Origin of the sequence: Paenibacillus sp. FSL P4-0081 (assembly GCF_000758565.1) — a bacterium.
GTDB classification, from domain to species: Bacteria; Bacillota; Bacilli; order Paenibacillales; family Paenibacillaceae; genus Paenibacillus_AQ; species Paenibacillus_AQ phytohabitans.
In genome coordinates this window covers 7,516,653-7,541,844 of sequence record NZ_CP009280.1, presented here as the reverse complement: position 1 = coordinate 7,541,844, position 25,192 = coordinate 7,516,653, and the positions used below count along the sequence as shown (strand labels likewise).

The 25,192-nt window shown below is 54.9% G+C and carries 16 protein-coding genes; 13 read left to right on the top strand and 3 right to left on the bottom strand.

Translation table 11 applies throughout. The features are described from left to right. Positions 1-28: 28 nt before the first annotated feature. Complete coding sequence (gene deoC / locus P40081_RS31985; protein ID WP_042140056.1) at positions 29-706, top strand: deoxyribose-phosphate aldolase; 678 nt, start codon at positions 29-31, stop codon at positions 704-706. A 466-nt stretch (positions 707-1,172) separates the two neighbouring features. Here the strand turns inward: deoC and P40081_RS31980 are convergent, their stop codons facing one another. After that, on the bottom strand, positions 1,173-2,453 hold the full coding sequence (locus tag P40081_RS31980) for a glycoside hydrolase family 125 protein (protein WP_042140055.1): 1,281 nt from the start codon (positions 2,451-2,453) through the stop codon (positions 1,173-1,175). A 29-nt stretch (positions 2,454-2,482) separates the two neighbouring features. After that, positions 2,483-5,239, bottom strand: coding sequence for an alpha-mannosidase (locus P40081_RS31975; protein ID WP_042140054.1), 2,757 nt, complete (start codon positions 5,237-5,239; stop codon positions 2,483-2,485). A gap of 358 nt (positions 5,240-5,597) precedes the next feature. On the opposite strand from P40081_RS31975, the gene P40081_RS31970 reads away from it, so the two are divergent. The 6 genes from P40081_RS31970 to P40081_RS31945 all read left to right on the top strand — a co-directional run bounded on the left by P40081_RS31970 (position 5,598) and on the right by P40081_RS31945 (position 15,871). Beyond that, the gene (locus tag P40081_RS31970) at positions 5,598-6,548 is read left to right on the top strand and encodes an ABC transporter permease (protein ID WP_042140053.1); all 951 of its coding nucleotides are present in this window, start codon (positions 5,598-5,600) and stop codon (positions 6,546-6,548) included. Between the two features lie 16 nt (positions 6,549-6,564). Then, positions 6,565-7,476 carry a carbohydrate ABC transporter permease gene (locus tag P40081_RS31965; RefSeq protein WP_042140052.1) on the top strand — a complete coding sequence of 304 codons (912 nt, stop codon included), beginning with the start codon at positions 6,565-6,567 and terminating at the stop codon, positions 7,474-7,476. 38 nt (positions 7,477-7,514) lie between these two features. Continuing rightward, the gene (locus P40081_RS31960; protein WP_042140051.1) at positions 7,515-9,125 is read left to right on the top strand and encodes an extracellular solute-binding protein; all 1,611 of its coding nucleotides are present in this window, start codon (positions 7,515-7,517) and stop codon (positions 9,123-9,125) included. 32 nt (positions 9,126-9,157) lie between these two features. Continuing rightward, complete coding sequence (locus P40081_RS31955) at positions 9,158-11,461, top strand: glycoside hydrolase family 3 N-terminal domain-containing protein (protein ID WP_042140050.1); 2,304 nt, start codon at positions 9,158-9,160, stop codon at positions 11,459-11,461. Positions 11,462-11,464: 3 nt separating this feature from the next. Then, positions 11,465-14,632 (top strand): alpha-mannosidase, encoded by a 3,168-nt coding sequence (locus tag P40081_RS31950; protein WP_042140049.1) that lies wholly within the window; start codon positions 11,465-11,467, stop codon positions 14,630-14,632. Between the two features lie 222 nt (positions 14,633-14,854). Beyond that, positions 14,855-15,871 (top strand): glycoside hydrolase family 130 protein, encoded by a 1,017-nt coding sequence (locus P40081_RS31945; protein WP_042140048.1) that lies wholly within the window; start codon positions 14,855-14,857, stop codon positions 15,869-15,871. Between the two features lie 371 nt (positions 15,872-16,242). Here P40081_RS31945 and P40081_RS31940 read toward each other — a convergent pair whose 3' ends face one another. Beyond that, positions 16,243-18,579, bottom strand: coding sequence for a helix-turn-helix domain-containing protein (locus tag P40081_RS31940; RefSeq protein ID WP_042140047.1), 2,337 nt, complete (start codon positions 18,577-18,579; stop codon positions 16,243-16,245). A 257-nt stretch (positions 18,580-18,836) separates the two neighbouring features. Between P40081_RS31940 and P40081_RS31935 the strand changes: the two genes are divergently transcribed. The 6 genes from P40081_RS31935 (at position 18,837) to P40081_RS31910 (ending at position 25,065) form a co-directional block, all read left to right on the top strand. Then, on the top strand, positions 18,837-19,937 hold the full coding sequence (locus P40081_RS31935; protein ID WP_231575231.1) for an amidohydrolase/deacetylase family metallohydrolase: 1,101 nt from the start codon (positions 18,837-18,839) through the stop codon (positions 19,935-19,937). Beyond that, the gene (locus P40081_RS31930; RefSeq protein WP_039297418.1) at positions 19,915-21,024 is read left to right on the top strand and encodes a DgaE family pyridoxal phosphate-dependent ammonia lyase; all 1,110 of its coding nucleotides are present in this window, start codon (positions 19,915-19,917) and stop codon (positions 21,022-21,024) included. Before P40081_RS31935 ends, P40081_RS31930 begins: the two co-directional genes overlap by 23 nt. Beyond that, positions 21,021-21,776, top strand: coding sequence for a 2-dehydro-3-deoxy-phosphogluconate aldolase (gene dagF / locus P40081_RS31925; RefSeq protein WP_042140045.1), 756 nt, complete (start codon positions 21,021-21,023; stop codon positions 21,774-21,776). Before P40081_RS31930 ends, dagF begins: the two co-directional genes overlap by 4 nt. Next, positions 21,769-22,782, top strand: a complete 1,014-nt coding sequence (locus P40081_RS31920; protein WP_042140044.1) for a sugar kinase — start codon at positions 21,769-21,771, stop codon at positions 22,780-22,782. Before dagF ends, P40081_RS31920 begins: the two co-directional genes overlap by 8 nt. Then, on the top strand, positions 22,782-23,516 hold the full coding sequence (locus P40081_RS31915; protein WP_197074306.1) for a GntR family transcriptional regulator: 735 nt from the start codon (positions 22,782-22,784) through the stop codon (positions 23,514-23,516). The genes P40081_RS31920 and P40081_RS31915 overlap by 1 nt, the downstream gene beginning before the upstream one ends. 253 nt (positions 23,517-23,769) lie before the next feature. Then, a complete protein-coding gene (locus P40081_RS31910; protein ID WP_042140043.1) occupies positions 23,770-25,065 on the top strand; it encodes a homocysteine synthase in 1,296 nt (431 codons plus the stop codon). The last annotated feature ends 127 nt before the right edge of the window (positions 25,066-25,192 follow it).

The following is a 25,192-nucleotide window of genomic DNA, read 5'->3' as shown; positions in this document are numbered from 1 at the left end:
TACTACCGATTACATGGAGGAATTAATAATGAGTGAAACTACAATATCCGGGATTATTGATCATACGCTGCTGAAGGCGGATGCCCGTAAAGACGATATTATCAAGCTGGCTGAGGAAGCCAAAGCATACAAATTCGCTTCGGTCTGTGTGAACCCGGCCTGGGTGTCCACGGCCCATGCAGTGCTGAAGGATACGCCGGAAGTTAAAGTATGTACAGTGATCGGGTTCCCGCTGGGATCGTCCACACCGGAAACCAAAGCCTTTGAAACCACCGATGCGATTGCTAACGGTGCCGGCGAAGTGGATATGGTTATCAATATCGGCGCACTGAAAGACGGTAATGACGAGCTGGTGAAACGTGATATCGCCGCAGTGGTTGAAGCTGCCCGCGGTAAAGCACTGACCAAAGTCATCATTGAGACCTGCCTGCTGACCGATGAAGAGAAGGTCCGCGCCTGTAAGCTCGCTGTAGAAGCGGGAGCAGACTTCGTGAAGACTTCGACCGGATTCTCCACGGGAGGCGCAACGAAGGAAGATATCGCACTCATGCGGGCGACTGTCGGCCCTGCTATCGGCGTTAAGGCATCCGGCGGTGTGCGCAGTGCGGAAGATGCCCTCGTAATGGTCGGAGCAGGCGCTACCCGGATCGGGACAAGCGGCGGCGTAGCCATTGCCAAAGGTGAGCAAAGTCAGAGCAGCTACTAAATACAACTCAGCTATGCACAGAAAAGGCTGTGGCCTCCTGGATTTCGGGAGGCCGCAGCCTTTTCGTTTCTGTAAAGGGAATTAGAATAGTCGTCTGGTATCTGTTGTAGATAAGCTGAATATGAAATGGGCCGCCGAAAGTTAGCCGAGTGGGCTGAGCGGCGGAAATAAAGAGATAAATCCCACTAAATCGGCCGGAAGTGGGTTGAGCGGCGGGATTAAAGGGATAAATCCCACTAAATCCGTTGGTGTAAACGAAATTATGATGGTTATCTAGTTATCTGTTGTAGATAAGCTAAATATAAAAATGGGCCGCCGAAAGTTGGCTTAGTGGGCTGAGTGGGCTGAGCGGCTGAGCGGCTGAGCGGGGAAATCAAAGGGTTAACCCCCTCTGAATCTGCCGGAAGCCGGCTGTACTGCAGTGTGCCCCCTCATACAAATGGGTGGTACTCCCGATTCGCCGTGCCTAGACCAGCCCTTTGTCCATCGCTTTGCTGATCAGCGTGGCGAACAGGCTGTTGGACCAGGCGAACCACTCGCGCGAGAAATCGGAGGGATCATCCGGGTGAAAGCCTTCGTGCATATAACCGGTATCCGCATCGGTCCGGATCAGCATGTCGATCAGTTCTTTGATCTCCTCATCGTTATCTGCCGTCAGTGCCTGCATGGACAGCGCCATATGCCACACATAACCTCCCGGTGTATGCGGACTGCCGATGCCTTTGGCATGTTTACCTTCGAAATAGAAGGGATTGTCGAAGCTGAGGGCAAACCGGCGGGTGTTCTGATAAATTTCATCCTCCACACCCACATAACCAATATAAGGAATGGACATCAATCCCGGTGTGCCGGCATCGTCCATCAGAGAATAATTGCCGAAGCCGTCCGTTTCATAGGCGTAGATTCTGCCGTATTTCGGATGAGTCACGATACCGTAGGTACGGATGCCGAAGTCGATCTCCTTACGCAGCTTCGCTGCCCGCGCCGCCAGTCTTTCATCCCCGTAGACCTCGCTTGCGATCTCGCGGATATATCCCAGAATCACCACGGCGAACATATTGGAGGGAATATTGTAGCCGAACTCGCAGCTGTCATCGCTCGGGCGGAAGCCCGACCAGCTCATGCCGGTATAGTTGACGGGCATGCCGCGTCCGTTATTGTACAAAGTCTCCGTATCCTGAAGCGTCTGCCGGATGAAGTGGTACGGCGATTTCTCCCCGTGGTACTGCTCAGTCTCTATAACATTCACGATGGAGGTCAGCGCCTGGTAGCAGGCGGTGTCGAAGATATCGGTCTGCTCCGCTTCCTTCCAGTACATATAAGCCAGCTGTACGACGAAGCAGAGGGAGTCCAGCTCGTATTTGCGCTCCCACATCCACGGGTTCAGATTGCAGTCATCGGTATCCCGGTAATGCTTGTCGCTGGCCGTTTCGTTGAAGGCATTCGTGTAGGGATCAATATTGACATAGAACATCTGCCGGGCAATCAGGCCGCGGAGAATCCGCTGCAATTCAGGATCATTTTTGGCAAAAGGAATGTAGTGGCGCACCTGCTCCGTGGAATCGCGCAGCCACATGGCCGGAATATCGCCGGTGAATACGAAGGTGGTGCCGTCGTTAAGCAGCTTAGTTGTAGTCTCCAGCGTATTCGGGAAACAGTTGCGGAATAATTGCTGCAATTTCGGATGATGCGCAAGCCGTTCGTCGGCTTCAGTCAGATACGTGGTAATGGAAGCTGGCAGCTTCATAGTCTAATTCCTCCTGGACATAGTTATGATTAGGGTTGTACTGCTTGCAGCGCATAGGTGACAATCTGGGCTTTGCCGACGGAGCTGCGGAGAATTCCTTCATCTAATAATTCCCTGTGTTTCCGCCGCTCCAGAATATCACTGGCATGTACGGCCTGTACGGGGAAATGGGGCTCCAGCACAATGGGCTGCTCGGTATGCGCCAGATTGTACCATCGCAGGATAATATCCTCATGAGCTTCCGACAGCTTGAATGCGGAGAGCGCCAGCGTGCGGCCCTGCCACTTCAGCGGCTGATACTCGGCAGGCAGAGAGCCCTCTTGCCAGCCGGTCTGCACAGCGAACCATGGGACCTGGTATTGATAAGCCCAGGCAAAGGCCTCCGGCTGGGCGGCATCTCCGGCATAAGGACGAACTGCGAATTCAACGGTCTGCTCACCCAGACACTGGGCTTCCGGTGTGGGGAACACGCCCCAGTCCCCCAGCTCCGACACACTGCGCAGCAGGGTTACAGCAATGGTATTTCTTCCGTCACGCAGAACCTCATATTCGTTCAGACCCTTGTTTGCGATCACTACTCCGGCGCTGCCGTCCGACACGCTGACAAAAGCCTGCTGATGCTGGGCATTGCTCGGATTGAGCCAGCCCTGAGCCGGCTCAATCTCGCGCTCCGCCGCTTCAAATACAGAATCGGCCAGAAGGGTGGAGGCGGCAAGTCCGGTAGGGAAGAGGACACGCAGCCGGTGGTCCATGGCCTGATTATTAAACTTGGCCGAGACCAAGACACCAGTCCCGTTAGCCTCCAGGCTAATCCGGGTCACAATCCGCAGCGGTATCTGCTCAGAGGAGCGTCCAGCCTTACGCTGCCGGAACGGAACCATCCGGCGCTTCTCCTCCGCGAACGAAGCGTCGGCGGAAGCAGGAATGGTCCATTCATGCACGATTTCATAGGTGATGCGGTAGGGCTCATGCTCAGCAAGCGTGATGCGGGCGTCCAGTCCCCTGGTAGTCAGCGGGGTATCGCCCTCCGGCTGGCGGAATACATACTCATTGCCGATATCGCCGCAGTTCTCATAGACGCCGAGTCCCGTGAAAGTTTTGCCGGTGCGCTTATCCGTTACATCATAGGAGCCGTCCTCCCGGATAAGGACGGCCAGGAATCCATTCTCCATCCCCGTCTTGGTGAGCGCAAGCGGACTTGCAGCAGCCCCGGCGGATTCGCCGCCCGGTAATTGTACCCAGGCAAAGCTTGTGTAGCCGAGCGGAGGTACCTGCGCGGCTTCGAAGGTCAGCCGCACAATGCGGGCCATATAAGGCTTGCGGAACTGCTCATCCGGCAGCTCATAGCCGAACCGGGTGCCAAGATCCTCCGCCTTGCAGGCTAGGACCCGTCCGTCCGCATCCAACAGCCGCCCGCGCTCCAGCACACGCGGAAGCTGGTCCAGCGCCTCGGCAATGGCTGCAGGATTCGGCCCCTCCTTGAAGTAGCGCTTCGCGAAGATCACTTCCACGCTTACCGTGCCGCTGCGTTCCCAGCCTGTCGTATTGAAGACCGTCACAGGAATGGCGGATTCTCCCCAGGCATCTACGTCCTTGGTTCCAATCTGACCGGAGACCGCCTTCAGACTTTCTTCAATAATAGCCTCCCCTACATGCCTGCTCTTCTCGAAGCGTGTAATCATTTCGCGGTGAACCTCATCCACGCTGCAGCCGCAGATGCTGTCATGCGGATGATTCTGCATCAGCGTCTTCCAGGCGTAAGTCAGCAGGGCGTGGGGATAAGCCTGCCCGCTGACCAGATAAGCAAGTGTTGCCAGCGGCTCGGCGCCCTTCTCCAGCAGGGTCTGGCCCCGCTGGTTCAGCTGCTTCAGGTAGACGCGGGCGGAAGCGGTATTCACCAGCGTTCCCCAGCCGTCCGTGTGCTGGCTGCGCAGCTCGCCGGTCACGGTCACGAGATCCTCCGGCAGTGAAGGCCCAAGCGCATGTAAGTATTGCTCGAAGCTGGAATGGACAAAATCCGTGTCCGGGTACAGCTCCCTGGCCGTCTCAAGCGCATCGGCGAGATCACGCTGTACCGGCTGATGATCACAGCCGTTCATGAACAGCAGCTCCGGGGTGGAGGCATATTTGCCGGCATCAGCGATTTTTTTATCCCAGAAGATCTTGGCTTCACCTGCATCCACAGGCACCTCGTTGCCGTTGCTGTACCAGTTGGCGAAGAGCAGTCCAAGCACGCTGGAACCATCGGGGGATTCCCAGAACATCTCGGAGTAAGGCGATTCATAGCTTGTGCTGGTCAACTCACCGACCATATTGTCGAAGCCCGTCGGCTTCACACCGCGTCCGAACACCGCAGTCCCGATGTCTGCCTGCCGGAGCAGTTGGGGCGCTTGTCCCATATTGCCGAAGGAATCCGGAAAATAACCCAGCTTGGAGATAACGCCATATTTGGCCGCGTCCTGATGACCGGTCAGCAGATTGCGGACATTCGCTTCTGAGCTGGTCAGGAACTCATCCTGGAGCACATACCAGGGACCGATGACAATGCGTCCTTCACGGATGAATCTCTCCAGGAGTTCTCTTTTCTCAGGATGAACCTGAAGATAGTCTTCAATAATAATGGTCTGTCCGTCCAGATGGAAATAACGGTAGCGTTCATCCTTCTCCAGGGTCTCCAGGAGCTCATTCATCAGCTTCGCCAGCAGAACATGATGACGCTCGTAAGGCATGTACCATTCCCGGTCCCAATGCGTGTGGGAGATCAGGTGTGCGGTTGTACGGGTCATGACAGAAACCTCCTATATCATCAGTCAATTATTTAGCTTTGGCATTCGTAGCAAATGTTTGCATACCTGCCGGGCGATCACAATATGTAACTTTTGCAGCGAAAAGGAAGGTTCATAATTCACACATTTACGGCGGGGGGCAAGCTGTAGTCAACAAGAGCAGGGCAGGCCGGAAAGTCCCGCAGCAGCGCGGTTTTACACTCCCTTAACATGACAATGCAGAACCTACATATTTACGATGTTAGCTTTGTTTCACTACACTTTGTGTTGTAAGCGTTAGCAGAGAGGCTGTCACGAAGAATGCGAAGCGGCTACATGATTTAATGTTACGAAAACTAACATAGAGAGGAGTGGGAGAATGAAGGGGAGTAATGCTGCAGTATCCGGAAATCCTTCATTGAAGAACAAGTCCCTTGGCAAAAGAATCTGGCAAAACTGGGAGCTCTATCTGTTCATGCTTCCCGCGTTATTGTATTTCCTCGTTTTTCATTACGGTCCGATGTACGGCATTCAGATCGCTTTTAAGAATTTCGTACCCTCGAAAGGAATTACGGGCAGCGAATGGGTTGGCTTTGATCATTTTGAACGGTTCTTTAATTCCTATTTCTTCTGGGATCTGCTCTGGAACACCTTCAGCATCAGCTTCTATGAACTCGCAATCGGGTTCCCGCTGCCGATCATTCTGGCGCTGGCCTTCAATGAGGTCCGCAACGGCCCGTTCAAAAAATCGGTCCAGACGGTAACCTATGCGCCGCATTTCATTTCTGTAGTGGTTATGGCGGGGATGATCATTACCTTCCTGTCGCCGTCCAGCGGAATGATTGTCCGGGCCATTGAGTTCCTGGGCCTTCAGCCGGCGGAGTTTCTGACCGATCCAGCCTGGTTCAAGACGGTATACGTTTTCTCGGGCGTCTGGCAGAGCACCGGGTGGGGAACGATTATCTATCTCGCGGCTCTGTCAGGCGTAGATCCCCAGCTGCATGAAGCGGCCATTGTGGATGGAGCAAGCCGGATCAAACGGGTGCTGCATATCAATCTGCCAACGATTATCCCCACGATTACGATCATGCTAATCCTGAATATGGGGAATATTCTGGGCCTTGGCTTCGAGAAAATTCTGCTGCTGCAGAATTCGCTCAATATGGAAGCCTCCGATGTCATATCCACCTATGTATACCGTGCCGGTCTGGTGAACGCCCAATACAGCTTCTCAACGGCTGTGGGATTGTTCAACTCGGTGGTCAATGTGATTCTGCTGGTTACCGTCAACCGGATTGCCAAACGCACCAGTGAGAACAGCCTCTGGTAGAAAGGAGTTGAAGTCTTTGGTTACTGCCATGAAAGAATCCAGGGGAGACAAGCTGTTTCTGATCAGTACCTACATTTATCTGTTCCTCGCGCTGCTGGTTGTTCTCTATCCGCTGATCTATATTCTCAGCGCTTCCATCAGTTCACCGCAGGACGTCAATTCGGGAGCCATGTGGCTGTTTCCGAAGAATGTGACACTGGACGGATACAAGCTTGTTTTTGAGAACCCGAAGATATGGAACGGTTACTGGAACACTATTGTTTATACGGTGGCGGGCACTCTGCTCAATCTCGCCGTTACGCTGCCGGCCTCTTATGCGCTCAGCAGATCTGATTTTGTCGGACGCCAGCTGTTTATGGGCCTCATATTGTTCACAATGTTCTTCAGCGGCGGACTCGTGCCGACGTATCTGCTGGTCAAGAATCTGGGCCTTATCAACAGCATGGGTGCATTGATTCTGCCGGTGGCCGCTTCGGTCTGGAACATCGTCGTGGCCCGCACCTTTTTTCAGACGACCATCCCGAAAGAATTGCAGGAAGCGGCGCACATTGACGGCTGTACGAATCTGGGGCTGTTTATCCGTATTATTTTGCCGCTGTCCGCACCGATTGTAGCCGTTATGGCCCTGTTCTATGGGGTAGGCCACTGGAACAGCTATTTCCCGTCCTTGATCTATTTGAATGATGAAGCCAAGTATCCTCTGCAGATGGTGCTGCGCCAAATCCTGGTCCTTCAGGAAATGTCTGCCGAAACCACAGGTGCTGCGATCAACGGCGAGGTGGCTATGGCCATGAATAATAAGGCAGAGACGGCATCGCTGGTCAAATATGGAGTCATTGTCGTCTCGACACTGCCCATTGTGGCTGTCTATCCGTTCCTGCAGCGTTACTTTGTCCAAGGGGTCATGATTGGCTCTGTTAAAGGCTAAAAAGGTAAAATGTAAAGAACATAAGGGAGGAATCATCAATGCAGACCACACGTAAACCATGGAAGCTTCTGCTGTCTTCGGCTGTGATCCTTACACTGCTGGCAGGCTGCGGGAATTCGAACGAGGGCGCAGCAAACAATAGTACCGGAGAAGTCACAGTCAACAAGGAAGGTTTCCCGATTGTTACTGAACCCGTTACCCTGACGCTGATGGCGCCGGATGTAGGGATTCAGAACTGGGAGAATATGGCGGTGCTCCAGCAGATGCAGGAGAAGACCGGCATTACGCTGGAATACAAGAATGCGCCGAAGGACAGCTTCGAGACCAAGAAGAATCTGGTGTTTGCCAGCGGGGATTACCCGGATATCTTCTATGCTGCCGGTCTGACGACCGCAGAGCAGATGAATTATGGAGAGCAGGGTATCCTGATTCCCCTGGAGGATCTGATCGAAGAATATGCTCCTAACTTCAAGGCGCTGCTGGAGGAGAATCCGGATGTCCGCAAATCAATCACAGCACCGGACGGGCATATCTATTCCTTGCCAGTGGTGGAATTCAGCCAGCATTGGTACCGCAATCCGATGTGGTATAACGGCGATTTCCTGAAGGCGCTGAATATTGACAAGCTTCCTGAAACTACGGAGGAGCTGTATACCTATCTGAAGCGTGTGAAGGAAGAAGATCCGAACGGAAATGGTACTGCCGATGAGATTCCGATTTCTTCGGTTACAACGGCCGCTGCGAACCTCCGCGATATCCGCACCTGGCTGCTGGGCGCCTTCGGCATTTATGAAGAGGAAATATATGTGGACGATGCGGACAAGGTGCATTATACGCCGCTTGAAGAAGGCTACAAGGAGTATCTGACCTATATGAACCGCCTGTGGTCCGAGGAGCTGCTGGATCATGAGAGCTTCTCGCAGACGGCGGAGCAGAAGAAGGCCAAAGCGCAGAACAACCGCGTCGCCCTCTTCTCCGACTGGCATGCCTATATGACTAAGGGCGGAGAGCCTTCAACGACAGATCCGATGTTTGCGCCGGTCCGCAGCGAATCGGTGGCTGCCCCGGCGATTGCCAAGAACAGAGGGATTACAACCGGCGCCTTTGCGATCACGAACAGCAATCCGGAGCCGGAAGCCTCGCTGCGCTGGGTCGATTATCTCTACTCCTATGAAGGCGCCTTGTTCTTCAACAAAGGGCCAGAGGGCGTTCTCTGGGAATACACCGACAAAGACAACCGGGTTAAGCAATACCTGCCGGTACCGGACGGAAAGGAAATGGAAGATTACCGGGCAACGCTGACGCCAAACTACGGTATTCCCGCTCCAACGCTGTCCATGGATGATATCAACAAAGGGCTGAAGACGGACTTTGACCTCTGGGTAGAGCAGGAAACCAAGCAGAAGCTCCTCGATAAAGGTGCACGGATTCCCTTCCCGGCCCTGTTCCTCACCGTGGAAGAACAGACCGAGATCAGCAGTCTGAATTCGGATCTGAGCACGTATGTGAAGCAGATGGAAGCGAAGTTCATCACCGGAGCCGAGCCGCTTACGGGCTGGGACAATTATGTGGCGACCGTCAAGAAGATGGGCGGAGAGCGTGTGGCCGAGATCAACCAGGCCGCCTATGACCGCTGGAAATCGAACTAATGCATTCAGTTGTGCAGAAAGGTGCTGTGTAAATGATCTATAAGGATAAGACACGCCCTGTGGCGGATCGTGTACAGGACCTGCTGCAGCGCATGACCCTTGGAGAGAAGGCTGGACAGTTAGTCCAGCCTTTCGGCTGGCAGTGTTATGAGAAGCGTCCGGATGGAACCACAGGTATGACGGAAGCCTTCAAGCGCCAGGTTGCAGCCGGAGGCGTCGGCTCCCTGTATGGAACGCTGCGTGCAGATCCATGGACCGGCGTCACGCTGGAGACGGGCCTGTCCCCGAAGCAGGGAGCAGAGGCGGTCAATGCCATTCAGGCTTACGCTATGCAGGAGAGCCGGCTTGGCATTCCTATTCTGTTCGGGGAGGAGTGCTCGCACGGACATATGGCAATAGGTGCGACGGTATTTCCGGTTCCGCTGGCTCTGGGCAGCATGTGGAATCCGGAGCTGTACCGGGAGATGTGCCGGGTAGTAGCCTTGGAGACCCGCAGCCAGGGAGGAGCGGCTACCTATTCGCCGGTGCTGGATGTGGTGCGCGATCCGCGCTGGGGGCGGACAGAGGAGACCTTCGGCGAAGATCCGTTTCTGATTGCTGCCATGGGCGTGGAGGCGGTAAAGGGCTTGCAGGGCGAGCGTCTGGATGCGGAGGATTCCGTTATGGCGACGCTGAAGCATTTCGCCGCTTATGGCAGCTCGGAAGGAGGGCGGAATTCCGCGCCCGTGCATATGGGACTCCGCGAGCTGCATGAGGTGGATCTGCTGCCCTTCCGTAAAGCGGTGGAGGCCGGAGCACTCTCGATCATGACCGCCTATAACGAAATTGACGGGGTGCCCTGCACCACGAACCGTTATCTTCTGCAGGATGTGCTGAGGGAGCAATGGGGCTTTGACGGCTTCGTGATCACGGATTGCGGAGCGCTGGGGATGCTGACGAACGGGCATAACACCGCGGACAGCGGGGAAGCGGCGGTCGCGCAGGCGCTGCTGGCCGGCATCGATATGGAGATGTCGGGAGAGATGTTCGAGAAGCATATCGCGGATGCTATCGATCATGGACGGCTGCAGGAGTATGACCTGGACCGCGCGGCCGCCCGGATTCTGGAACTGAAGTTCAAGCTCGGGCTGTTCGACCGTCCCTATGCTGATCCCGAGCAGGCTGAGCGGACAATCGGCAAGCCGGAGCACCGGGAGCTGGCGCGGCGGATTGCCGGTGAGAGCATCATTATGCTCAAGAATGAGAACGGCACGCTACCGCTGAGCAGGCGGATTCCGAAGCTTGCAGTGATCGGGCCTAATGCGGATGCGCCGTACAATCAATTGGGCGACTACACCTCGCCGCAACCCAAAGGCGCGACTGTAACTGTGCTGGAGGGAATCCGGCAGGCTCTAGGCGGTAATGCGGACAATGTGCTGTATGCACCCGGCTGCCGGATTAAAGGTGATTCCCGGGAAGGCTTCGCGCATGCACTGGCCTGTGCAGCGGAAGCAGATGCTGTCGTGCTGGCAATCGGCGGCTCAAGTGCCAGAGACTTCGGCGAGGGAACGATTGATCTGCTCACAGGGGCTTCTGTCGTGACCGAACATTCCTGGAGTGATATGGAATGCGGCGAAGGCATCGACCGGGCCACGCTCAATCTGATGGGCGTGCAGCTAGAGCTGGCACAGGCCATCCACAAGCTGGGTAAGCCGCTGATTGTGGTCTATATCAACGGCCGCCCGGTTGCTGAGCCGTGGATTGTAGAGCATGCCGATGCCATTCTGGAAGCCTGGTACCCCGGCCAGGAAGGCGGACATGCGATTGCCGATATTCTGTTCGGCGACGTGAACCCTTCCGGGCGGCTGACGATCAGCATTCCGAAGCATGCAGGTCAGCTTCCCGTCTATTACTATAAGCGGCGGACGAGAGGCAAGCGTTATCTGGAGACGGACTTCAATGCCGAGTATCCGTTCGGCTACGGCCTTAGCTTCAGTGAATTCAAATACAGCAACTTGAAGGTAGAGCCCTCCGTCATTACAGCGGATGGCGAAGCACTTGTCTCCGTGGATGTGACCCATTCCGGTGACCGGGCGGGGAGCGAGGTTGTGCAGCTGTATATTTCCGATCTGGCCTCTGCCATTACCCGTCCGGAGAAGCAGCTCAAGGGCTTCCGCAAGATCAGCCTCCAGCCGGGAGCAACGAAGACGGTGACGTTCAGCGTCGGCCGGGAGCAGCTGGAGTATGTATCGGCGGATTTAACGCGGATCGTGGAGCCGGGTGAATTTACGATCATGGCAGGACCCCACTCTGCAGAATATCTGACCGCACCACTCCATGTGAGGGAGGAGGGCTGAGTCATGAAGCGTATGAACCGTTTCATTGAGTGGCTGGCGAAGAGGCAGTGGACAGAGAAGGTAGAGCTTGCGGAATGGAATATGCGCAAGTCCCGCTACCTCTCTCCCGGCAACTATGAGCATGAAGAGGAGCTTCACCTGAATTACAGGATTGCACGGCTGGACGGCGGCTACGGCACCACGTATTTCCTTCAGCGGGAGATTACGGTTCCGGGAGACTGGGGGCCGGAAGAGTCGGCGCTGCTCTATCTGGGGCGCGGGGAGGGCCTGCTGAAGCTTAATGGAGCGCCCTATCATGGCCTGGACAGCAATCACTGGTTCATCCCGCTGCCGCCCGGCACTGCGGGAGAAGTCCTTCAGCTGGACATCGAGCTGTATGATCCGGTGCCTGAGCCGGAGGACCCGCTGAACCGCCAGGCGGTGATCAAGCCGCCGCTTACGGGAGTAGAAATCACGCTTGTGCGTGTGAACCTGGCGGTCTACAGCCTGCTGCATACGGTGAAGATCGTGCATGAAGCGGCCCTGCTGCTGCCGGAGGGAGATATGCGCCGCATCCGCAGCCTTAAGGCACTGGAGCGGGTAATGGACACGCTCTATATGAAGGAGCCGCTGCTCCTTGACGGCGCTGCCGTCACTGCGGCTGAACAGCAGCTGCGGACAGAAGCGGCGGCGGAACGGTCTGCGGGACTGCATCCGGGGACAATGCACATGGTGGGCCAGTCGCATATCGATATTGCCTGGCTGTGGCCAGTCCGCGAGACGGTACGCAAGGTCAGCCGGACCTTCTCCACAGTCTGCGTATTGATGAACAGATATCCTGAGTTCCGGTACTCCCAGAGCCAGCCCCAGCTGTATGCCTTCGCCAAGGAGCATTATCCGCAGCTATACGGGCGAATCAAGGAACGGATTGCCGAGGGCCGGTGGGAGCTGGTCGGCGGTATGTGGGTCGAGCCGGATCTGAACATCCCCGGCGGAGAATCGCTGGTGCGGCAGATGCTGTACGGCCAGGGCTTCTATATGAAGGAATTCGGCAAGCGCTCTACGATTGAGTGGCTGCCGGATACCTTCGGCTATTGCGCTTCTCTGCCGCAACTGCTGAAGCAGGCCGGAATTGATTATTTCATGACGACCAAGCTCGGCTGGAATGATACCAATCCCTTCCCGCATACGCTGTTCCACTGGGTCGGCATTGACGGAACGAAGATTGTGGCCTATCAGAATCACGGCGTGAATGAGCATACCCATCCGAAGGATGTTCAGGAGCATTGGCAAGCCTATGCCCAGAAGGAACAGCATGATGAGCTGATGCTGCTCTACGGCCACGGCGACGGCGGGGGCGGGGTTACCCATGAAATGCTGGAATACGTGTCCCGCACCGGCCTGGCGCCGGGCCAGCCCGTCAGCAAATTCTCTACGGCGGAGGCTTTCTTCTCGGAGATCGGCTTGCGCCAGCCGGGGCTTCCGGCATGGCATGGAGACCTCTATCTGGAGCTTCACCGGGGAACCTTCACAACGCATGCCTTCAATAAGCGCAGCAACCGCAAGGCGGAGGTCTTATACCGGCAAGCGGAGATCTGGAGCGTGCTCGCGCAGAAGAGAGGCCTTCCTGAGCCTGCGCAGCCGGAGCTGAAGCTGCTGCTGAAGCATCAGGAGGAGCTGGCGGAAGGCTGGAAGCTGCTGCTGCTTAACCAGTTCCATGATATCATTCCCGGCACTTCGATTCCGGAGGTATATGCCACTTCACGGGAGCAATACGCGGACATATTCAGCATAGGCCAGCGGGTGCTGGATACCTCACTCCGTGCCTTGGCAAGCAAAGTGAATACTACGGGAGAGGGCCGTCCCTATGTGGTCTTCAACAGCCTGGGCTGGGAACGCACAGAGCTGATCCGGCTGGAGGGAGACCGCAGTCTGGCGGCGCTGCAGGCGTTCGATGAAGACGGCCTGCTGGACAGTGAAGGTTGGAGCACGGATGAAGACGGCGGCAGCTATACCCTGGTTGTCCGAGTCCGGAAGGTTCCTGCTTTTGGCTGCCGGACATTCTGGCTGCGGGAGGCGGCTGCGCCTGCCGGCGAACAGCCTGGGCGGCAGGCCGAGCCCGTCAGTGTAGACGGTTTCCCGGAGCAATGGGAGACGGACCACTATATTCTTAACTTTAATGAACACGGGGAAATCAGCCGCTGGGTTGACAAAAGCGCCGGCCGGGAGCTGCTTCAGCCCGGACAGACCGGCAATCAGCTGCAGTTCTATCATGACACCCCGCCTTTGTGGGATGCCTGGGACCTCGACCCGCGTTATGAAGAGCAGCCTGCAGGCAAGGCGAAGCTGCTGGACCGGCAAGTTGTCACAAGCGGACCTGTGCTGACCGTGCTGAAATTCCGCTGGCAGCTGAATGAATCCCTGATTGAGCAGGAGATCATTCTGCCCCGGCACAGCCGCAGGGTGGATTTCCGGACTAACGTAAGCTGGAGGGAGCAACATAAGCTGCTGAAGGTTGCTTTTCCGGTGGACATTGTGGCCGCAAAGGCTACGTACGAGATTCCATTTGGAGCGCTGGAGCGTCCGACTCACCGCAATACCAGCTGGGAGCAGGCGCAATTCGAGGTCTGCGGACACCGCTGGGCAGATCTGTCCGAAGGCGGCTATGGCGTCAGTCTGCTGAACGACTGCAAATACGGCTATGACATTCATGACGGGGTGCTGCGCCTGTCGCTGCTGCGTTCTCCCCGCTGGCCTGACCGTAATGCGGATCAGGGTGAACATGAATTTACGTATTCCCTGTATCCCCACGGCGGGGAGTGGCGGCAGGCTGACGTTGTACGGGAGGCGGCTGAGCTGAATGAACCGGTGCAGGTGATTGGCGAGCAGCCGCATTCAGGCCGTTATTCAAGCACTTATGCCTGGCTCAACTTCCAGAGCAGTCATGTGATGCTGGACACGATCAAGAGTGCAGAGGACGGCAGCGGAGTTATTGTCCGGATGTATGAATCTGCAGGCAGCAGAGGGACGGCTGCGCTGGACTGGAAGGATGCAAATATCCGTGCCTGCCGGGTCAATCTGCTGGAGAGTGAGACGGGCACGCTGGAGACTTCCGGCGGAGCGGCCTCGCTGTCCTTTAGACCCTATGAGGTCCAGACGGTCAAACTATATAAGAAGCACGAAAGAAATTAACAGAAAGCAAAAGAAGCGGAGGGGAAATTTGGAACTGTAGGAGCGGTAGCGACCGCCTTTGTCAACGGATTTCCACCGCGAGTACAGCGGAATAATTCAAGAAATCTGTTGACAACAGTGGCCGGAAGTCCAAATGTTCACCGCAGTGACGATGAAGCTTCAAGTTCAAAACTTAAGTGCGTCCTATATATACCACGAACCTTATTCGCAGGAGGAATAGACATGCAAATCACAAGACATCCGAATAATCCTATAGTCGTCCCGGGCGGCTATGAATGGCGCAAGGTTACGGTCTTCAATCCTGCGGTCATCATCGATAACGGGAAATTCTACATGATTGAGCGCACCGCCGGTTCCCTGACCCCGTGTAAGAATTATCTGGGCCTGCTGGAGAGCGAGGATGGTGTGAGCTTTACCCATGTGAAGGATGAGCCGATTGTGACGCCCGATATGCTGGGATTTCCTTACGGCAGTGTACAGGACCCGCGGATTGTCAAAATCGACGGAACCTTCTATCTGAACTACGCCCTGCGCCCCTGCGCCATGAGCTATTATCCTACCGGGGCAGGGGTGCCGCAGCGCTCCATTCCGGAATATCCGGACGGGTGGGGGGAGCAGGAAGGCCACTGGCTGACCCGTTCCTCCATTCTGAAATCGGATAATCTGCTGGACTGGGAGTTTGTGGCGGACACGACGCCGCTGGACATCAATGACCGGGACAACATTCTGTTCCCTGAGAAAATCGGCGGCAAATTCGTGCTGCTGCGCCGCCCCGAGGAATATGTGGGAGAAGCCTACGGAACCGAGAAGGCGGCCATGTGGATTACCTACTCCGAGGATCTGGTGAATTGGGAAGAGCCCAAGCTGCTCGCCACCGCCGGGAACCTGTCCTGGGAGTCGAGGAAGATCGGAGGCTCCTCGCCTCCGGTGCGTACGGACAAAGGCTGGCTGGTGCTCTATCACGGCGTTGACGAGGATATTGTCTACCGTGTAGGGGCGATGCTGCTGGATCTGGAGCAGCCGGAGAAAATCATTGCCCGGACGCATAATTTCATCATGGAGCCGGAGACCTACTACGAGAAATTCGGATTCCAGATTCCGAATGTCATCTTCCCGACCGGTAATGTGGTCAAGGACGGGCTGCTCTATATCTATTACGGGGTAACGGATACGGCGATTGCGCTAGCGACCGTTCCGCTGGATGAGCTGGTTGAGCATATTCTCCAGGAAGCGCAGTAGCACAATAATCCCGTAAAGTGGGGCAATTGATTCGTTACCGGCAGAATGGAGACTGCTTAAGAAGCGCTGTAGACATCAATGTTGTACGTTGTGCAACTTTTATTCATAGACAGCCGGGTGTTCAGGAAGATTGTTGTATGAAATACAAGAATAATCCTCTCAAGCCGCTTGAAAAAGGTGAAATCCTGCCTTTTGTACAACAATTGTAGATTTGGATCGAACTGATGAGGGAAATGTTGTATTATGGGCAGGATTTTATACTGCGGCAACAGCTGCCGCACGGAAGTCTGGCTATTCCCAGGGTGAAGGCTTGGTTGTATGTCAAAATCTTAAGTTCAGCCTATTCGGGCAGGGCGGAGGCTCCGTCCGCTTTAAACCGGTCTTTTCGCAGCAGCCCCCTTCAAGGCATGTTCCTTGCGGTACTGCCCCGGCGTCAGACCGGTTTCTTTTTTGAACTTGCGGATGAAGTTCGGCGCATCCAGATAACCTACCTGCTCAATGATCTCCTTGAGCGGTGAGCTCGTGTTCACCAGCAGCCGGATGACCTCATCCACACGCCGCTGCCAGATATATTGTGAGAAATTGCTGCCGGTCTTCTCTTTGAAGCTCCGGCTTAAATAAGAGGTTGAAATGGCGAACTTAAGCGCCACATGCTCCAGGCTGAGGGTGTAGTCTGCGAACTGCTGGTCCACGTAAGCCAGGATGTCGTCCATTAATGAAGACTCACTGGTCTCCGTATTCCGCTCAACCTGCGCGCAAATGGCGGCAGCCAGAACGAGCAGACGGCTCTCCAGCTCTTCAAGCGTCTCGAAGGAGGTCAGCTCCGGCATATTGGCGAACACCTCGTCCATGCCAAGCTCGGAGGCGGTGCGCAGAAAAGCGTTCAGCAGATCGAAGCAGATACAGCGCAGCAGATGAACCTGCAATGGCTCACCCTTGATGGTATCGATGGTGTCGGCGATCATCTGGACGGCGACTGATTCGTTGCCCTGCTTCAGGCTCTGCTCCAGCTTCAGCATGGATTTGCGCGGAATCCAGAAGCTCTCGGCGGCGGACGGATTCAGCTCTGCCAACTGCTCGAAGTAGGTTACCTGTCCGCTGCGCCGGATCATCCGGTGCTCCAGTGCTGCTGCAGCCTCGATGAAGGATTGGTTAAGCCGCGCCAAGTCCCTGTAGGCCATGCCGACACCGATACTCAGAGCCAGCTGCGAGTGCTCGCGGATCACTGCCTGAATCGCTTCGATCACCTGTTCCATACGGCTCTGAACCGGCATGTCCTCTTCGCCGGGGAGTGAAATAATCAGGGCGAACTGGTCCTTAACCGAGAATTCAACACCGAAGATCTGGGCATCTGGTCCGGGAATAGAAACATTGCTGAGCATCTCCTGCAGCTGATGGCGTTCCTGCCAGGACTTGCCGCCCGGCACAGGTTCATCCCAGGAGAGGATAGCCGAGAAATAGAGGCCTTGCCCCTGAGGATGACTGAAGCCTGCGCTGAGGATCATCTGCTCAATCTCGGGATCATCCGGCTTGCCGTGCTTGAGCAGCAGCAGCATGCACTGGTTGCGGACGAAGGGCTCCTGAAGATCAATTCTGGCGCTGTAATCGTGGAGAGTCTGGCGGATCCATTCCCATTCATTGCGGAGCTTGGACGTGTCGTTGCCGCTGCTGCGCAGCTTGGCGAATTCCATCAGATCCCGGATCGGATGGTACTGCCGCTTGGCCAGCAGCAGTGCGGCAGCTATGCCGGTAATGACCGTAATACAGAACACGATCAGGATCAGGGTCTGGACGTGTGCAACGCGGCTGAAGAACTGGAAGCTTGGCATCGTGGTCACATAGGTCCAGCCATTTTCTTCGGATTTTACCGAAACAACGGAATACTGTTCCCCGTCCAGCTCCAGATTATGGATACCCGGCTCAAGTGCGGACAGATTCTCAAGCTCGTCCTGGGGAAGGCTGACGTCATGGCTGTTCGCGGTCAGCACCTCTCCGGAGGCGCCAAAAATATAGCTGCTTCCCGAGAAATCACTCAGAATCGAATCCATGACCCCGGTAAGATTGGATTCTTTCAACAAATAGACAACGGTGCCATAAGGAAACGGGTCATTCGGTTTAATGGGTACGAGCATGACCAGCATAGGCTCCACACGGGAATTGACCGTTACATTCTCGGCGGGGCGTACCAGCGGCTGCCGGGTTTCATTCAAGTCCCGCCGCAAGTCTTCCGGGGTCCAGCGCTCGAACTGATAAAGGGTATCAAAGGTGACATGAAGATCAGCCAGACCGCGGTAAGAATAGATGTTGGAATCGTCATGGAAATAGAGGAGCAAATCCTCCGCAATGCTGCTGCTGGCCTTGTAATTCGCCAGGGCCTGGATGGCCTCCAGGCTGTAGTATGGATGCCGTACCATATAGGGAGTCAGGTGTTTGTCATAGGCGATTCTCCCCGATATTTCCTGAAGCTCGTTCATACGGTCATCTATGGTGCTTTTCACCTGGTTAAGCTGATTGACATTGGATTGTTCAATCTCGACACGCAGGCCCTTGACGGCGTTTTCATAGACGAAGATGGTTACACCGGTGAGAGGGATAAGGAACATAAGGATGTAGGAAAATGCATATTTCAGCAGCAGCCTTGATTTGAAATGATTCCAGCTGAGCCTGAACCTGTTGAGCAAGGATGGCTTGAGTGCCGGATTTGCCATGAAGCAGTCCCTCCAGTGTTAAGATATTCGGATTAGAAATCTTGGAATTATAAATCACTGTTCTCTTCTGGATAACACTTATGCTAATATAAACATTATAACATTATAATCTTTAAAATGGAGCAGCAACTCAGGTTTATTAAATATTAGGGTGTATATGCTTCTCCATATTAAATATAAGAATGTACAGGTTTCATGTCATTAACCATTTTTTAGATTTCGCTTATCTATCCGGGTTGAAGAAGGAGATGGGAAGAGTGGGCACAGAGAATGTCCTGCGCAATTTGCAGCTTGTTGGCGGGCAGAGGGTTGATATTGCTATTCAGGACGGGGTCATCACCGCCATTACACCGCCAGGCCAGGCTGAAGGAGAGCACAGCATGGACTGTTCCGGGTTATATGTATCCAGCGGATGGATTGATCTGCATGTGCATGCCGTGCCTGAGCTTGATCCCTATGGTGATGATATCGACGAAATTGGTGTGAAGCAGGGGGTAACCACCCTGGTCGATGCCGGAAGCTGCGGTGCAGACCGGATCGGAGATTTTTATACCGGGAGTCTGAAGGCTGCAACACGGGTGTTTGCTTTGTTGAATATTTCAAGGATCGGGCTGGAACGGACCGATGAACTGTCGCAGCTGGAATGGATTGACCGGTCCAAGGCCCTGGAGGCGGCAGCCGCCTATCCAGAATTCATTGTCGGCCTCAAAGCCCGCATCAGCCAAAGTGTCGTTAAAGACAGCGGTATACAGCCGCTTAAGCTGGCGCGTGCACTGTCGGAAGAAACGAAGCTTCCACTTATGGTGCATATCGGTTCTGCTCCGCCGGCGGTCACCGAAGTGCTGGAGCTTCTACAGCGGGGCGATGTGATCACCCATTATCTTAACGGCAAGTCCAATAATCTGTTCCATGAGGACGGCACACCGCTGCAGGAGCTGCTGGATGCAGCCGCCCGGGGGGTTCATCTGGATGTGGGGCATGGCACGGCGAGCTTCTCCTTCCGGGTTGCGGAACAGGCGAAGGCGGCAGGCATTGCCCTGAATACCATCAGCACGGATATTTACCGGGGCAACCGTCTGAACGGGCCGGTGTATAGTATGTCGAATGTGCTGACGAAATTCCTCTATCTCGGCTACAGTCTGGAAGAGGTCATCCGCGCGGTCACAAGCAGCGCAGCGGAGTGGCTCGGCAAGCCGGAGCTTGCCCAAATAAGAGTAGGGCAGCAGGCGAACCTGACCTTGTTTGCCGTGGAAGCAGGCGGGAAGCAGCTTAAGGACTCGGAAGGCGATGTCCGGGCCGCGCATTACTATATTGAGGCTAAAGGAGTCTATGCGAATGGGTCACTCATTACAGGCTAGATATGGATTGAAGCGTGTGATTAATGCCAGTGGAAGAATGAGCATTCTTGGCGTTTCCGCCCCGACGGATTCGGTCATGGAGGCGATGAAGCAGGGCGGACAGCAGTACGTGGAAATTGCCGATCTTGTGGACAAATCCGGTGATTATATTGCCCGGCTGCTTGGCTCTGAAGGGGCGGTTGTCGTCAACTCGGCATCCAGCGGCATTGCGCTGTCGGTGGCAGCCATCGTGACCGGCGGAGATTCGCGGCTCAGCCTCCGCCTGCACCAGGAGCCGGTGCTGAAGAATGAAATAATTATGCTGAAGGGCCATAATGTGCAGTATGGAGCGCCTGTTGAAACCATGGTATTCCTTGGCGGCGGCCGGGTCGTGGAAGCCGGATATGCCAATGAAGGCCGGAAGGAGCATATTGAACAGGCGATTGGTGAGCGTACTGCAGCCATACTTTATGTCAAATCCCATCACGCTGTCCAGAAGAACATGATTTCTGTGGAAGAGGCCTGGGAGGTTGCACAGCGCAGAGGGGTGCCGCTGATTGTGGATGCGGCAGCGGAAGAGGATCTGCTCAAATATGTCCAATATTCCGATCTGGCCATTTACAGCGGTTCGAAAGCTATTGAAGGCCCTACCTCGGGTATTGTTGCCGGCAAGAAGAAATACATCGGGTGGTTGAAGGTACAGCTCCACGGGATCGGCCGCAGCATGAAGGTCGGCAAAGAGACGACCTTCGGACTGCTCCAGGCACTGGAGGAATACCAGGATAAAGCCGACAACAGCGAACTGGAAAAGCAGGCGCTGGAGGCTCTGCAGCCGCTGGCCGCTCTTCCCGGAACTTCGGTCCGCATCGTGCAGGATGAAGCGGGCAGAGCGATTTTTCGTGGACGGGTCCAGATTGATGCCTCTGCGGCGGGAGTAGACGCCAAGACCGTTAATGACCAGCTGCGTGAAGGCGGAATTGCAGTGTATACCCGGGATTATGGCGTTAAGCAGGGCTATTTCGATATCGATCCAAGGTCGCTGCAGGGAGATGATCTTCAGGTCATCGTAAGCAGAATCAATGAAATCGTGGGGGGCAAACAAGAATGAGCAATATTCAGCAGCGCCTGTATAAGAACAGAGCCGCACTTAATGTGCTGGCCGGCAGTATCGGGAATGCCAAGGATATCTATGAGGCTGCGGAAGGGCATGTTCTGGTAGGCGTGCTCTCCAAAAATTATGCCACGGCGGAGCAGGCAGCCGCTGCCATGGCCGGATATGGCCAATCGATTGAAGATGCCGTATCGATCGGACTCGGGGCCGGAGACAACCGCCAGGCGGCCGTTGTGGCAGAGATTGCCTCAAGCTACGCGGGAAGCCATATCAATCAGGTATTTCCGGCAGTGGGGGCAACCCGCGCCAATCTGGGAGCGAAGGACAGCTGGATTAACAGCCTGGTCTCCCCCTGCGGACAGCCGGGCTATGTAAATATATCGACCGGCCCAATCAGCGCGGGGAATACTCCGCATGCGATTGTTCCGGTTCATGCCGCCATTGCGCTCGTTCGTGACATGGGGGGCAATGCGCTCAAGTATTATCCGATGCAGGGGCTGAAGCTGGAAGAAGAGTACCGTGCGGTTGCCAAAGCCTGCGGGGAAGCCGGATTTGCCCTGGAGCCAACCGGCGGAATCGACCTGGATAACTTTGGCCCCATTCTGGAGATTGCGCTTCAGGCGGGCGTGCCGCAGGTTATACCGCATGTCTATTCTTCTATTATTGATCGGCAGACGGGGAGCACGAATGTGCAGGATGTCCGCAGACTGCTTCAAACGATGAAATCGCTGGTGGACCAGTATGCCTAGGATTGCTGCTTTTGGTGAAGTGATGATGCGGCTGCAGGTCCCTGGCTATGAAACGCTGGCCCAGAGCAGCAGGCTGGAGTATTCTTTTTCCGGCAGCGGGGTGAATGTAACGGCAGCACTCTCCAGATACGGCCACAACGGGGCGCTCATCACCACCTTGCCGGAAACTCCGGTGGGTGAAGCGGCGATCGCTTATCTGCGCAAGCTTGGGGTGGATACCTCTCTGATCAACCGGGGCGGCAAGCAGCTGGGCATGTATTTTCTGGAGAATGGCTTTGGAGCCCGTCCCGGCAGAGTCACCTACACAGACCGGCTGGGGAGCAGCTTCAATACCGCAGAGGCAGGCAGTTATGATATGGCTGCTCTTGCCTCCCGTGTGGATGTCCTTCATTTGTGCGGCATAACACTGGCTATGAATGAAGGAGTGCGCCAGCAGATGAAATGGCTTGCTGCAGAAGTGAAAAGTGCCGGGGGCAAGGTCGTCTTTGACTGTAATTACCGTCCGGCGCTATGGGGGGCGGACGGTTATGCCAAGGCCCGCCCGCATTATGAGGAGCTGCTTACGCTGGCCGATACGGTGATGATGAATGAGAAGGATGCACAGTATATTCTTGGCATCGGAACTGGAGAATATGATAGAATAACACAGTTGAAGCAAGCGATTCCCGAAGTGGCGGAGCGCTTCGGAATCGGAACGGCAGCGGGAACCCACCGTGAGATTAACGCTGACAATACACATTCCCTGACGGGATATATTTATCATCAGGGAACGTTTAGATTTTCCCGCAAGCTGACCTTCCCTGTATTTGACCGGATCGGTGCGGGCGATGCTTTTACCAGTGCGGTCATCCATGGTGAATTGCAGCAGTACCCGCAGCAGGAGACGGTTAATCTGGCAGCGGCGGCGGCGATGCTGGCCCACACCACCCAAGGCGATACAGCGCTGTTTACCGAGAGCGAGGTGCTCCGGGCGCTGTGTGGCCATACCTTAGATGTTGAAAGGTAGTGAACGAAAGCGTGTCTCTGAAACGCAAGCAAGGCCCCTTATACCAGCAGATCCAAAAAATCCTCAAAGACCGGATTCTGCACGGGGTATACCCGCTCGGCAGCATCATTCCGTCTGAACCGCAGCTGGAAAAGGAATTCGGCGTCAGCAAAATGACGGTCCGGGGCGCGGTCCAGGAGCTGTCCCAGGAAGGTTATGTGCAGAAGAAAAGCGGGATCGGAACGATAGTGACGCGTAATACTTCCTATCAGAAGCTCTCCAAGGGCAAACGGTTTACGGAGCTGCTCGTAGAGGAGGGCCATAAGCTGGAAAAAAGACTGCTGGGGTCCGGACTGGTCGTCCATGATACCGGTACAGAAGAATATAACCGTTACGGACCGTATTGCCAGCGGATTGAACGTCTCTATATTCTGAACGGACAGCCCTATATTCATCTGGTACACCTCCTGACGGCAGCCGCCCTGCCCGGCGGCGGGGCCAGACCCATGGATAAGGATATCTACTCTCTCTACGACTCTCTGGAGGAGAACGACATTGTGCTGGAGAGCTTCAAGGACCGTTTCTTTGTAGAGCCGGCGCCTCCAGAGGTATGTCTTCTGCTGGAGATTCCGCCGGGGACGTTTGTGCTTAAGCGCCTGCGCAACTCCTATGACGGGGAAGGCCGGCTGATTGAACACAGTATCGGCTGCTATAACACAGAGCTCCATCATTATCTGGTCAGTTACGACACCTGAAGCTGGATTGAAATAAGGGTGGATTTATCACAGAAATGAAGACGGGTACCGTTATTCTCCGACTCTCGCTGCTTGCGGCGGGATTTTTTGTTGTGGCCCGAGAAAAAGGCTTGAATTATCCTTTTATTAAACTAATAAAACATAGGGAAATAATGAGAATTTTATCTTTCCAAATGACATGGTTTGTGAGAGAATAGGTACAATTCTTAATTGTTAACCTTTGCCATTATACTTTTAGAGGAGGAAATACCCCATGTCAGAAGAGCGCAAGCTGTCATTTGAGACCTTAACCGTTCATGCAGGCCAGGAGATTGATCCAACTACTTTAGCCCGTGCTGTACCGCTGTATCAGACTACATCCTACGGTTTCCGTGATGCAGAGCATGCGGCCAATCTGTTCGCGCTTAAGGAATTCGGCAACATCTATACCCGGCTGATGAACCCGACCACCGATGTGTTCGAACAGCGCCTTGCGGCGCTGGAGGGCGGAGCGGGTGCGCTTGCGACAGCTTCCGGAGCAGCGGCTATTTCCTTCTCTATTCTGAATATTGCCGGTGCAGGAGATGAGATTGTTTCCTCTGCAAGCCTGTATGGCGGGACGTATAATCTGTTCTCGACCACGCTGCCGAAGCTGGGAATTAAGGTGCATTTTGTTGACTCGGATAACCCGGAGAACTTCCGGGCAGCGATTACGGACAAAACCAAAGCGCTTTACGCCGAAACCATCGGCAATCCGCAGGGTAACGTGCTGGATATCGAAGCAGTGGCGGCTATCGCCCATGAGCACGGGATTCCGCTGATTGTCGATAATACCTTCCCAAGCCCGTACCTGCTGCGTCCGATTGAACACGGAGCGGATATTGTCGTGCATTCGGCTACCAAGTTCATCGGCGGTCACGGCACCTCTATCGGCGGAATTATTGTGGACGGGGGCAAGTTTGACTGGAAGGCAAGCGGCAAGTTCCCCGGCCTTACAGAACCGGACCCAAGTTATCATGGGGTAGTCTACACTGAAGCTGTAGGACCCATTGCCTATATCATCAAAGCACGCGTACAGCTCCTTCGTGACCTCGGCGCAGCGATCTCGCCATTCAACTCCTGGCTGCTGCTTCAGGGACTCGAAACGCTGCATTTGCGTCTGGAACGCCATAGCCAGAATGCCCTCAAGGTAGCCCAGTATCTCGAAGCGCATGATTCTGTAGAGTGGGTAAGCTATGCCGGGCTGCAGAGTCATCCTTCCTATGAGCTGGCGAAGAAATATCTGCCCAAGGGCCAGGGTGCCATCCTTACCTTCGGAATCAAAGGCGGAGCAGCGGCAGGCGTCAAGCTGATTGAGAACGTGAAGCTGTTCTCCCATCTGGCCAATGTCGGTGATTCCAAGTCGCTGATCATCCATCCGGCAAGCACTACACATCAGCAGCTGTCAGACGAAGAGCAGATTACGGCCGGGGTTACTCCGGAGCTGCTGCGCTTGTCCATCGGTACGGAGTCGATCGATGATATCCTCTACGATCTGGAGCAGGCGATCGCTGCCAGCCAGCAGCCGTAAATATAAGTATCGTCCGGCGATTTCCAAGGGTATAAGGATGTACAGTATAATATTGCTATGTCTTAACCTGAGGGCACAATTCAATTGAATTGTGCCTTTTCATTGTTCCATTGGAAAAATTACGATA